The sequence below is a fragment of the Trichothermofontia sp. genome, from assembly GCF_053493415.1.
Genome location: NZ_JBRCAD010000132.1, coordinates 1 through 11,927 on the forward strand (window position 1 = coordinate 1; position 11,927 = coordinate 11,927).

General features: G+C 55.9%; 10 protein-coding genes. 9 read left to right on the forward strand and 1 reads right to left on the reverse strand.

The features are described from left to right. Window positions 1-268 precede the first annotated feature (268 nt). Entirely contained in the window at window positions 269-1,057 is a 789-nt protein-coding gene (gene hisA, locus ACWIUF_RS11560) for a 1-(5-phosphoribosyl)-5-[(5-phosphoribosylamino)methylideneamino]imidazole-4-carboxamide isomerase (protein ID WP_448572520.1), read from the forward strand. Window positions 1,058-1,163: 106 nt separating this feature from the next. On the opposite strand, the gene ACWIUF_RS11565 is transcribed toward hisA, so the two are convergent. Continuing rightward, window positions 1,164-1,967: an ABC transporter ATP-binding protein gene (locus tag ACWIUF_RS11565; RefSeq protein ID WP_448572521.1), complete on the reverse strand. Its 804-nt coding sequence runs from the start codon at window positions 1,965-1,967 to the stop codon at window positions 1,164-1,166. A 599-nt stretch (window positions 1,968-2,566) separates the two neighbouring features. Between ACWIUF_RS11565 and psb27 the strand changes: the two genes are divergently transcribed. The 8 genes from psb27 to ACWIUF_RS11605 all read left to right on the forward strand — a co-directional run. Continuing rightward, on the forward strand, window positions 2,567-3,007 hold the full coding sequence (gene psb27 / locus ACWIUF_RS11570) for a photosystem II protein Psb27 (protein ID WP_448572522.1): 441 nt from the start codon (window positions 2,567-2,569) through the stop codon (window positions 3,005-3,007). 65 nt (window positions 3,008-3,072) lie between these two features. Then, window positions 3,073-4,140: an ABC transporter substrate-binding protein gene (locus tag ACWIUF_RS11575; protein WP_448572523.1), complete on the forward strand. Its 1,068-nt coding sequence runs from the start codon at window positions 3,073-3,075 to the stop codon at window positions 4,138-4,140. A 17-nt stretch (window positions 4,141-4,157) separates the two neighbouring features. Beyond that, complete coding sequence (locus ACWIUF_RS11580) at window positions 4,158-4,973, forward strand: ABC transporter ATP-binding protein (protein WP_448572524.1); 816 nt, start codon at window positions 4,158-4,160, stop codon at window positions 4,971-4,973. Window positions 4,974-5,097: 124 nt separating this feature from the next. Next, complete coding sequence (locus ACWIUF_RS11585) at window positions 5,098-5,928, forward strand: ABC transporter permease (protein ID WP_448572525.1); 831 nt, start codon at window positions 5,098-5,100, stop codon at window positions 5,926-5,928. Between the two features lie 120 nt (window positions 5,929-6,048). Beyond that, on the forward strand, window positions 6,049-8,796 hold the full coding sequence (locus tag ACWIUF_RS11590; protein ID WP_448572526.1) for a cation-transporting P-type ATPase: 2,748 nt from the start codon (window positions 6,049-6,051) through the stop codon (window positions 8,794-8,796). Window positions 8,797-9,065: 269 nt separating this feature from the next. Next, a complete protein-coding gene (locus ACWIUF_RS11595) occupies window positions 9,066-9,329 on the forward strand; it encodes a type II toxin-antitoxin system Phd/YefM family antitoxin (protein ID WP_448572527.1) in 264 nt (87 codons plus the stop codon). A gap of 1 nt (window position 9,330) precedes the next feature. Beyond that, window positions 9,331-9,678: a type II toxin-antitoxin system RelE family toxin gene (locus tag ACWIUF_RS11600; RefSeq protein WP_448572528.1), complete on the forward strand. Its 348-nt coding sequence runs from the start codon at window positions 9,331-9,333 to the stop codon at window positions 9,676-9,678. Then, window positions 9,668-11,927 (forward strand): tetratricopeptide repeat protein (locus tag ACWIUF_RS11605; RefSeq protein WP_448572529.1); only part of this gene is annotated, 2,260 nt, incomplete at its 3' end. The genes ACWIUF_RS11600 and ACWIUF_RS11605, both read left to right, overlap by 11 nt.

Genomic DNA, 11,927 nt, shown 5'->3' on the forward strand with positions numbered 1-11,927 from the left:
GCCCCCAGCGGGTCCCCCCTATGCAACGGGCCATCTGGGGGCTAGTCAAACACCATTCCTCGTGTCGAGGGCGCGACCAGCGCCCTTTTTGCTGTTTATGGAAACAGTTGGCAGGGGATACAGCCGTTCCCTCTTTAATGAAGGTACTGTCAAGCCTTGTAAACAAGGGGCTTAAGCCCCTTGTCTGTACCTCAGCAAGTCTGGAAGTGCTGTAGCAGTTTGCTACGATCAGGGCTGGCAGTTGTCACGATGGGCGTTACTCAAACCAATGGAGATTATTCCTGCGATCGATTTACTAGGGGGTAAATGTGTCCGGCTTTACCAGGGGGACTATGGTCAGGTCGAACAATTTGGCGATGATCCGGCCCAGGTGGCGATGCAGTGGGTTGCGCAAGGGGCAACCCGGCTCCATTTGGTAGACCTGGACGGAGCCAAGGCGGGAGAACCCGTGAACCTACCCGCGATCGCTGCTATCTTAGACCGTTTGGCCGATGCTCCAACTCCCGTGCACGTGGAGGTGGGAGGGGGACTCCGCACCCGAGCCAGTGTTCAGCAGGTGTTAGACCTGGGGGTACAGTGGGCGATCCTGGGGACGGTGGCGGTTGAAAACCCCGCTTTAGTCGCCGAACTGTGCCAAACCTTTCCCCAGCAGATCATCGTTGGGATTGATGCCCGCGATGGCCAAGTTGCCACACGGGGCTGGTTGGAAACGTCCACCGTTGCAGCCACAACCCTGGCTAGACAAATGGCAGCGATCGGGGTGGCGGCCATTATCTACACCGATATTCAGCGGGATGGCACCCTCCAAGGCCCCAACCTCACGGCCCTGCGGGAAATGGTGGATCAGTGTCCCATTCCTGTCATTGCCTCTGGTGGCATGAGTTCGGTGACGGATTTACTGAGTTTGTTGGGGCTGGAAGCCGCTGGTTTGACTGGGGCGATCGTGGGGCGGGCACTCTATACCGGGGATATTAGCCTCCACGAAGCCCTGCAAGCCGTGGGACCCGGTCGCCTCCAGGACCTCCCCCCCGATCTCGGCCCGTCGCGTTTTGCCTGATGATATTGGGTGGCCCTCACCCCAACTCCTTGCCCACAGGGAAAGGGGCTTCAAGCCTGCGCATTCGCCTGACTCTCGCCCAGTTTGGGAGGGGGCTGGCATTCCCCTATGCCCAGGCCTCCGCCTGTTGGCGTTCCGCCGCAATCAGCCGATCACGCAGGGCAGTCCAGTCGGTTTGGACAGCCGTCGTATCCTGGTGAAGCTGCCCGGACTGGAGGTAGAGAACCCGTGTACAGAACCGTTCGACCAGATCCAGTTGGTGGTTAACCATGAGCAGGGTGAGTTGGGCAGTTTGGCACAAATCTTGCAACCGTGACAGTAAAAATTCAGCCCGTCCCGCATCCAGGGAGGCCGTCGGTTCGTCCAGCAGCAGCACGGTTGTGATCGCCTGGGAATCGGGGGGTAAGGTAACCAGGGCACGGGCGATCGCGACTTGCTGACGCTGGCCCACCGATAGGTTGAGTTCCGTGCGATCGCGCCACTCCGAAGGTAGACGTAACTGTTCTTGCCAGTAGTCCACCTGCTGTTGCACCCTCGCGCGATTTAGACCCCGCAGTTTGAGCGGATAGGCAAGGCTCTCAGCCACGGTCATCCCCAGCAGTTTAGACTCCTGCGGCACCAGGCTAACCTGACGGCGTAGCTGCAAAATCGGGATGTGCTGAAGTGCCTGTCCGTCCAAGCGGATGTGCCCCTCCGTCGGGTCGCTGAGGCGATTGAGCAAGCGCAGGAGGCTCGTCTTGCCCGCACCCGCAGGCCCCACAATGGCGACAAACTCACCGGGAGCCACACTAAAACTAATGTCCTGGAGCAAGGTGACCCCATGCAGAGGATTACCCGCCGTCTGGGAGAGGCGTTGGCTAACCTGGCTCAATTGCAGACGGGGAACAGGGGGAATGGAGAAATGGACCATAACAGCTTGCTTCGCTCCCTAGGACTGAGTGATCGGGGTAGTATTTGGGGAGAATACCACTGACAAGTCACGCAACGATGGGTGATCAGCGCTGGCGCAAACGCCAAGGACAACCATGACCGATATTCAAGCCATTATCGTTGAAGACGACAAACCCACCCGCATCGCCCTGCGCACGGCCCTGCGATCGCAACCGGGCATTGAGGTCGCTAGCGCAGCCACGAATGGGGAAACGGGTCTAGTCTGGCTGGCATCGCTCGATCATGGATGTCGCCGTTGTCGATGCCACCTTGCCCGATATGCCCCTGTATCCCCAAAATGCAGGCCGTCCAGGTCGCGTCCTATCTGCAACCTTCAAAACTGCCGGTTTTAGTCCCAGCCGCACTGGACGCAGAGAAGTCAAATATTCTCGCAGCGGGCGTGTAGGGCGTTTGCCATAAAGATGTACCGATCGCCGAATTGGCAGACCTGCTCCGCAAAGTCCCTGCTGCCTGAACAATAAGGGAGAAGCCCAACCCTGAGCCGTCGATCGTCATCAAGGTTAGCTTCTCCCCCGGTGATTCAATGAATTGGGTGAGGATTGCTATACCATAAACACTATGCCTGCGTGGATTTGTAGCCATATTTGCAATTTGAAGGTGTTTATGAAACGTTATTTGTCGTCTCTGTTAGCGTTTGTGCTGGTTGTGGTGATGGGTGTCACAGGCTGTAGCAACAACTCCCTCCTGACGGGCAACTATCGTCAAGATACCCTGACCCTGGTGGAAAGCTTGCGGACGGCGATTAACCTGCCCGACGATACCCCCGACAAGGCCGCCGCGCAGGCCCAAACCCGCCAATTGATCAACGACTACGCCGCCCGCTACCGTCGCGATAGTTCCCTAGAAAAGCTGCCTTCGTTCACCACCATGCGCACGGCCCTGAATGGTCTAGCTAGCCATTATGCAGCCTATCCCAACCGCCCCATTCCCCAAAAACTCAAGAACCGCCTCGAACAAGAGTTTACCCAAATTGAAGGTGCCCTCAATCGCGGTGCGTAATCCCCGGCGGGGGGAGAGATGCGCCCGGAGGGGTGCTGCCCATCAGAAATCAGCGAGGACTGTCTATGGTTAGGCGGTTGAATCGACGCCAAGTCTTGCAATACAGCTCTCTGGCCTTAGCCAGTAGCCTTCTGTGGGCCTGCAATAATCCGGCCCCAATGGGGCAATCCTCCCCCGACGCAACCGCTAGCCCCAGCCCAGCCGGCCCTCTGGATCAGGTCACCTTTGGCACCAACTGGTATGCCCAGGCGGAACATGGGGGTTTTTATCAGGCCGTGGCTACGGGCATTTACGCGGACTATGGACTGGACGTGACCATTCGGATGGGGGGGCCTCAGGTTAATGGCACCCAACTGTTGATGGGGAAGGCCGTTGATTTTTTCATGAATAACGGGACTGATGCCATTATTGCCATTCAGGAAGGCATTCCCAAGGTGACCGTGGCCGCGATTTTCCAGAAGTCACCCCAGGTTTTAATTGCCCATCCCAATACGGGGGTTAATACCCTCGCCGATCTCAAGGGCCGCCCCATCTTTGTCTCCAAGGGGGCTGCCGTCAGCTATTGGCCCTTCCTCCGGCAAAAGTTCGGTTTTACCGATGATCAGCAGCGTCCCTATAACTTCAATGTTGCGCCCTTCCTGGCAGATAAACAATCAGCCCAGCAGGGGTATCTCACCTCAGAGCCGCTGACGGTACAGAAAGAGGGTGGTTTTGAACCGGTGGTCTTCCTACTGGCTGACTATGGCTACACGCCCTATGACACGACGATTGAAACCCGCCGGGAAATCGTTGAGCAAAACCCAGATTTGGTGCAGCGCTTTGTGGATGCCTCGATCAAGGGTTGGTACAGCTATCTAGAGGGTGACCCCACCCCCGCTAACGAGTTGATCAAGCGGGAAAATCCCCAGATGACGGATGAATTGCTGGCCTACGGCATGGCCAAAATGAAGGAATATGGCATTGTGGTCTCGGGTGAGGCAACAACCCAGGGGATTGGCGCAATGGTGGACGATCGCTGGCGGGCACTCTTTGAGACGATGCGAGCCGAGGGAGTGTTTAAGCCAGATACCCCCTATCAAGAAGCCTATACATTACAATTTGTTAATAAAGGGGTTGATTTTTATCGTCAATAGCCGATGAACACTTGCGAATGAACGACAGCATTGCCTTTAGCCTCAACCACGTCAGTAAGGTCTTTGCCAATGGGACGGTGGCTCTACAGGACATGCACTTAACGGTGCAAGCCTCCCAGTTTATTAGCCTGGTGGGGCCGTCGGGCTGTGGGAAAAGTACAGTCCTGCGGCTAGTCGCCGGTTTAAGCGCGTTATCAACGGGGCGCATTGAGTGGGGATTGGATAGCCCAACCCCATCGCCGCAGCGTGTCCAAAATCCTCAAAACCTGGCTTTTGTTTTCCAGGAAGCGGCCCTGATGCCTTGGGCGACCGTGCTGGATAATGTGTGTTTGCCTTTGAAGCTAAGCGGCTTGTCGCGGCGATCGGCCCAGATTGCCGCCCAGGAGGCGCTGCATTTGGTGGGGTTATCGGGTTGCGATCGCCACTATCCCCGCGAACTGTCTGGGGGCATGAAAATGCGGGTGTCGATCGCCCGTGCCTTGGTGACCCAACCCAGCCTCTTACTCATGGATGAACCCTTCGGTGCCCTGGATGAAATTACGCGCAGCAAGCTCAACAACGATCTCCTGGATCTGTGGCAGCAAAAGCGTTGGACGGTCTTGTTTGTCACCCATAATATTTACGAAGCGGTTTATCTTTCCCAACGGGTGATTGTCATGGCTCCGCGACCGGGGCGGGTGATTGCCGATGTGACCATTGATGCGCCCTACCCCCGCACCGAGGCATTTCGCACGTCAGAGATCTGTAATCAATACTGTCGGGAAGTGTCGGCCCATTTGTCTGAAGCGATGCAGCCGGATCGGATTGACCCGTCGTTGTCTTCGGTGGCTTGAGTTGGATTTTAGATTTTAGATTTTTGGGAATTAGTCAAGGTTGGATGGGAAGGAAGTGATGAGTGACGATCGGCCTACGGCTTTAACGAATCACAAGGCTTTGCCCCCACCTGGATCGACTCCCTTGCCCCCCCCAAGTGTATGGGGCGGGGGGGGGAGGCGCTGGCGGCGGCTGGCCACACCGGAAGTCATTGCGCCTGTGGTCGTGGGGATCTTATTTTTAATGCTGTGGGAAGGCTTTGTGCGTGTGGCTCAGATGCCGACCTATCTGTTGCCCGGCCCGCTCCTGGTGTTCCAAACACTGATTCAGGATTGGCCGATTCTCTTGCCGTCGCTGCTGGTGACGCTGAAAATCACGATCGTGGCGTTTATAACCGCTGCGGTTTTGGGACTGCTAATTGCGATTTTGTTTACCCAAAGTAAGTGGATTGAGCGGAGTTTTTTCCCCTATGCGGTGATTCTACAAACCACGCCGATTGTGGCGATCGCGCCATTGATTATCATCTGGTTACGCAATAATACCTTTGCGGCGATGATTGTGTGTGCCTGGATCGTGGCGTTTTTCCCGATTTTGTCGAATACGACCTTGGGGTTAAATAGTGTCGATCGGAATTTGCTGGATCTCTTCAAGCTCTATCGCGCTAACCGTTGGCAAACCTTAATTTACTTACGCTTACCCGCAGCCATGCCCTACTTTTTAGGCGGGTTGCGCATTAGTGGCGGCTTAGCCTTGATTGGGGCGGTTGTGGCTGAGTTTGTGGCAGGGACAGGGGGACAAAAAGTGGGATTGGCGTACCAGATTTTAATGGCGAGTTATAACCTGCAAATTCCGCGAATGTTCGCAGCCTTGATACTGATCACCTTGTTAGGGGTGTTAATTTTTGTCATGCTTGCCGTGATTTCTGATCTCCTCTTGCGCCATTGGCACGAAAGCGCCATCCGCCGGGATATTTAGTGCGGTGTCTAGGGCAATGTCTAGCTAGCCAAAACCGGGCGGCGATCGTCCCTTTGTTAACATGGACTTATGCCATTGAGCCAATAGCCAGTGGCTTTTGCTGCATTGGGGGAGATCATTATGCTCGCAAGCTCACTGTCGCACCCCTATCATGAACTGTCGCCACCAGAAGTTATTAAAGTTTGTGATAGTTATCTGGAAACCGGGCTAACTCCAGAGGAAGTCGCCCGTCGAGGGGAAATCTACGGTTGGAATCAACTGCCTGTACATCCCGGTAAACCTGCCTGGTTCAAGTTCCTGCTGCAATTCCACCAACCGCTGCTCTATATCCTGCTCATTGCCGGAACGATTAAGGCGTGCTTAGGGGTATGGACCAATGCTTTCGTCATTTGGGGGGTAACGGTTATTAACGCCATCATTGGCTACGTGCAGGAAGCTAAGGCTGAGGGGGCGATCGCATCCCTGGCTAAGGCAGTCACAACGGAAAGTACAGTCCTGCGGGAGGGGCAACTCCTGCAAGTTCCCTCCCAGGAGTTGGTGGTCGGGGATATTGTGTTACTCACCTCCGGGGATAAGGTGCCTGCCGATTTACGGCTGCTCAAAACCCGTGATTTGCAGATCGATGAATCGGCCCTGACGGGGGAATCGGTGCCCGTGAGCAAGGCGATCGCGCCGCTGCCCAAGGAAACGCCCCTAGCGGAACGGGTGAATATGGCCTATGCCGGAAGTTTTGTCACCTTTGGCCAGGGAACAGGGATTGTCGTGGCCACTGCTGCAGCAACGGAAGTCGGGAAGATTTCCCAGGCGATGGCACAACGGGTGAACCTCAATACCCCCCTGACGCGTAAATTTGCCAAGTTCAGCCGCATTTTGCTCTACGGCATCCTCACCCTGGCGACCTTAACCTTTGTGATCGGCTGGAGCCAGGGGGAAGACCTGCTGAAGATGTTTGAAGCCGCCGTGGCTCTGGCAGTGAGCGCCATCCCGGAGGGGTTACCAGCGGTGGTGACGATTACGCTGGCGATCGGGGTGAACCGCATGGCCCGCCGTCATGCCATTATCCGTAAGCTCCCGGCGGTGGAAGCCCTGGGCAGTGCTACCGTAATTTGCTCGGATAAAACGGGGACCCTGACTGAAAACCAGATGACTGTGCAGGCCATCTACGCTGGGGGCCAGTCTTACCAGGTTAGCGGCAGTGGCTATAGCCCCAAGGGGGACATTGTTTACCGGGGAGCAGCGGGGGAAACCCAGTCCCTGGGGGAGACCTTACCCCCAGCCCTAGCAGCCTGTTTGACCGCCGGACTCCTCTGCAATGATGCCCAACTCAGGCAAACGGGGGAACATTGGACTGTCGTGGGCGACCCTACCGAAGGTGTCTTGATCACCGCCGCCGCTAAAGCCGATCTCACCCCAGCGGGCCTTGCGGCCACCCACCCGCGCTTGGATGCCATTCCGTTTGAGTCCCAATACCAATATATGGCGACCCTCCACGATACGGTGCCGCCCCTGATCTACGTTAAAGGATCGGCGGAGGCTCTTTTGCGCCGCTGCGATCGCCAGATGAATGCCCAGGGAGAAGCCGTGCCCCTGGATGTCGGTGCGATTGAGTCAGTCGTCGCGACCCTCACCGGACAGGGCTTGCGGGTGTTGGCCTTTGCCCAGAAACTCGGCCAGCCCCACCAACACGCGATCGACCATAGTGATATCGAACGGGATCTCGTCTTCCTGGGTTTCCAGGGCATGATTGATCCCCCCCGACCCGAGGCGATCGCGGCGGTCCATGCCTGCCAGTCAGCCGGGATTCGCGTCAAGATGATTACGGGGGACCATATTGCCACCGCCTGCACGATCGCCCAACGCATGGGCATTGCCCTGACCGAGCCGGTCGCTGCCTTCGAGGGCCAACAATTAGCCAAAATGGACGATCGGGATCTGGCCCAGGCCGTGGTTGAAGGGGATGTGTTCGCACGGGTGGCCCCCAGCCAAAAGCTGCGACTGGTGGAAGCGCTCCAGTCCAAGGGCGAGATTGTGGCCATGACCGGGGATGGCGTGAATGACGCGCCCGCCTTGAAACAGGCTGATATCGGGGTCGCGATGGGTAAGGGGGGCACGGAAGTGGCCCGTGAGGCAGCGGATATGCTGTTGACGGATGATAACTTTGCCTCGATCGCGGCGGCGGTGGAAGAGGGGCGGGCGGTCTATCAAAACCTGCGCAAGGCGATCGCGTTTTTGTTGCCCGTGAATGGCGGGGAGTCGATGACCATTCTGATTAGTGCCTTGCTAGCCAGAGCGTTACCCATTCTCTCGTTGCAAGTCCTGTGGTTGAACATGATCAACTCCATCACGATGACCGTTCCCTTGGCGTTTGAACCGAAGTCCCAAGGGTTAATGCAACAGCCGCCGCGTCCTCCCCAGGAGCCGTTGCTGACGACTAAACTTCTGCGCCGAATTCTGGCGGTGTCCCTCTTTAATTGGGTGTTGATTTTCGGAATGTTTGAATGGGCGGAATCCAGTACGGGTGATATTGCCGTTGCTCGGACGATGGCGATCCAATCGCTGGTGGCGGCTCGGATTGTATATCTCCTCAGTATTAGTCAACTGGGGATTAGTCTCTGTCACTGGGTTCAGGGGAAAACGCGATCGATTACCCATGCGCCTATCTTAATTCTGGGGATTGCGATCGCGGTGGGCTTACAGGTTGTCTTTAGCCAGGTGCCCATGATGAATTGGCTGTTTCAGACGGCTCCCCTGACCGGGCAGCAGTGGTTGATTTGCCTATTGCCCACCTTGCCCATGATCCCGGTTGCTATCTTAAGCAATTGGCTTGACCCAGGGTTACTACACGTGCGTAAACCCATCTTGCCATAGGCTCCTAACGGGAATTTCGCCTCAGATCGGGCGTGGGGAGTGGGGTCAAGTTCAAGCCCCGATCGCGTTGCCGCCGGGTGAGTATGATGCGGTGCTTATGGTGACGGATGCAGCAGATCAGGATCATTCAGGGGGGAGCGGGCACAGGCGATCGTGCGGCGTTATGTCCCGGCGGGGCGGCAATGATCGGCTGAGTTGATTCAGGCCCGTCGCCGATCGGGGGTCTAATTTTCTTGTGATATCTTTGACGTAGATTGGGTATCAATGCCATGTCTGAAAAGCTGACTATTGCGGAAGCGCAGGCCCAGTTGCCGGAATTGCCTGCTCGGTTGGCAAGGGCACCGATCGTGGTGATGCAGGATGATCAACCGGCGATCGTGATGCTGAACCCTGATGAGTTTGCGTCGTTGCTGGAGACGTTAGAGATTTTGTCCGATCGCGCGTTGATGGCCAGTATTCGGGAGGGGATAGCACAGGCTGAGGCGGGGCAAACGGTGAGTTTAGAGACGGTTAGGGCGCAGCTAGGGTTGTGAGATGGCGTCTGATCGGGTTTATCGGGTTGTTTTAACGGTTGAGGCGCAAGCGCTTTTAGCGGCGATTAAGGACCGTCGGGAGCAGCAGTTAATTGTGGCTCGGTTGGAGAAGCTGAAGTCTGAACCAGAGAAGCAGGGTAAGGCGTTAAGCAATGAGTTGGCTGGTTATCGTAGTGTGCGAGCCGTGGGTCAGCGGTATCGCATTGTTTACCGGGTTAATCAGGCTTTAGTGACGGTGGTGATAGTTGGGATGGGCCGCCGTAGAGAGGGGGAGAAGGCAGATATTTATGCGATCGTGAAAAGGATGCAATTAGATTGGCAGGAAGGGCAGGTGGGCGATGAATCCTAATTTGGCGGGGGCTGAGGGTTGGTTGCGGTTGGGGCAGGCGCAGTTTGAGGCGGGTGAGTATCGGGAGGCGCTTGAGTCGGTGAAGCGTGCTTTGGAATTGAACTCGGACTTGGCTGCTGCGTTGAGTTTGAAGATAGAAATTTTGGAGAAGCTAAACGCATCGATCGCGATTAATGAAGTCCCTAAAAATCCGGCGGATGAGGCTACACGTTGGGCTAATCAGGGGAATCAGTTGTTGGATGGGGGGCGTTATGAGGAGGCGATCGCTTGCTATGACAAAGCATTAGCGATTAAGCCAGATTATGTAGTTTGGGATGGGCGCGGGACGGCGTTTTGGTATTTGCAGCGGTATGAAGAAGCACTGGCTAGTTATGATCGGGCGCTAGAACTTAGTCCTAATAGTCATTATGTTTGGGAAAATCGAGGGATTTCCCTAAAGTCCTTAGGGCGCTATGAGGAAGAGATTAATAGTTATGATCGGGCTTTAGCTATTAATTCAGGAAATCCAAGAATTTGGCATAGTAGAGGAATTGCTTTACATAGTCTAGGACGGCATGAGGAGGCGATCGCCAGTTATGACCGTGCCCTCGCACTCAAACCCGACTATGATATGGCCTGGAATGGTCGGGGCGTGGCGCTGAAGGATTTAGGACGGCATGAGGAGGCGATCGCCAGTTATGACCGGGCACTCGCACTCAAACCCGACTATGATATGGCCTGGAATAATCGGGGCATTGCTTTGACAAAATTAGGACGGCATGAGGAGGCGATCGCCAGTTATGATATCGCTCTTACCTTTAAGCCAGATGACCATAAAACCTGGTTAAACCGAGGTAATGCGATTAAAAATTTCCGTTATTCCTACAACGACAATTCTGCTTTCCGTAGCCTGATTCGCAACTTTCCCAATGAACTAGAGCAACTCAAGGTGAAACTATTTTTCTCGGTGGCCGATCGTGAAATTGCCTATCCTCACCACATCGGAACCTTTAAGCGCCAATTCACCCAATCAATTCACCGCCTCAAAGCAACCTTCAACCCCAGCTACCCGGCAGTCATTGATACCCTAGATCCCGACTGCCCCGATGCCCTCATCCAACACCTGCGCCAACCCCGCTCCCCCCAACTCTACCAATTCATCCAACAGCCAACCCTACCCGAAAACTGGGCCGCAACCCTCAGCGCCCTTGCCCCCAACCTACCCACCAAAACCAACCCCGACCTTTGCCAGTGGGGCTACCAAGGCGCATTAACCACCTATCGTGAAGGCTTAAAATACTGCCGCCAAGACACCGATCCCTTCGGTTGGGGCAAACTCCACAAAGCCATTGGCGATCTCCACCGCCAACAAAACTATCGACGACGCGCCTTAGCAGACCCCGATGAAGGCTACCATCCCGCCCTGCGGCTCTGGCGCAAAATCCTCCTCCAACCAGACGCTAGCACTGCCCTTCAACGCAAGATTGAAGAACCCTACCTGGAAATTCTCGAAACCATGATGACCATTCATCGGTTCTTTCGAGAGGACGATCAAGCTGAGATCTTCCAACAGGAAGGCCAAGCCATGCTCAACCGCATCCTGGCAGATACCAGCCGCTCCCGCAACGAACGTATCCGCAGATTCCAGCGCTTCGGCAACTTCCAGCACCTCACCGTTGACCGCCATATCCAAAACGGCCAGCTTCCCAGCGCACTAGAAACCGCCGAAAAACACCGCAATACCTGCATGAATTGGCTCCTGCAAGCCCTAGGGCAAAACACCCAAACCGTAGTCAACACCCCCACCTATGCCCAAATGCGGCAACTCCTCGATCCCCAGACCGTCATCCTCTACTGGCACCTCAGCGCCGACACCCTCACCACCTTCATCCTGCGTCCCGACTTCCCCCAACCATTTTTCTGCAAACCCGCCTCCCTCACCCCCAACAGTCAAGCCTCCACCCCTGCCTCTAACATCCCCGACGCAATCCCTCCCTCGCTCCAGCAAGTTTTTGACCTGAACCGCTGGATACAGACATGGGATGCAGACTATCAAGCCTACCTCAACCTCCCCCCACCAAACAGCCCGCCCAGCCACCAAGCTCCCACCGCCGAGCAACCCGAAACCCACCGCTGGCGCACAGACATGAAGTTGCGTCTGCAAGAACTGCACCAAATCTTGGCAATTGATGAAATCAACAAGCTGATTGATTGGTCCACCTGCCAACACCTCATCCTCATCCCCCACCGCGACCTCCACCGCTTCCCCC

Excerpts from the sequence above, each read along its gene's own strand:
- psb27 (WP_448572522.1), top strand. The coding sequence starts at position 2,567 with ATGCCTGCGTGGATTTGTAGCCATATTTGCAATTTGAAGGTGTTTATG.
- ACWIUF_RS11580 (WP_448572524.1), top strand. The coding sequence starts at position 4,158 with ATGAACGACAGCATTGCCTTTAGCCTCAACCACGTCAGTAAGGTCTTT.
- ACWIUF_RS11595 (WP_448572527.1), top strand. The coding sequence starts at position 9,066 with ATGTCTGAAAAGCTGACTATTGCGGAAGCGCAGGCCCAGTTGCCGGAA.
- hisA (WP_448572520.1), top strand. The coding sequence starts at position 269 with ATGGAGATTATTCCTGCGATCGATTTACTAGGGGGTAAATGTGTCCGG.
- ACWIUF_RS11565 (WP_448572521.1), bottom strand. The coding sequence starts at position 1,967 with ATGGTCCATTTCTCCATTCCCCCTGTTCCCCGTCTGCAATTGAGCCAG.
- ACWIUF_RS11575 (WP_448572523.1), top strand. The coding sequence starts at position 3,073 with ATGGTTAGGCGGTTGAATCGACGCCAAGTCTTGCAATACAGCTCTCTG.
- ACWIUF_RS11600 (WP_448572528.1), top strand. The coding sequence starts at position 9,331 with ATGGCGTCTGATCGGGTTTATCGGGTTGTTTTAACGGTTGAGGCGCAA.
- ACWIUF_RS11590 (WP_448572526.1), top strand. The coding sequence starts at position 6,049 with ATGCTCGCAAGCTCACTGTCGCACCCCTATCATGAACTGTCGCCACCA.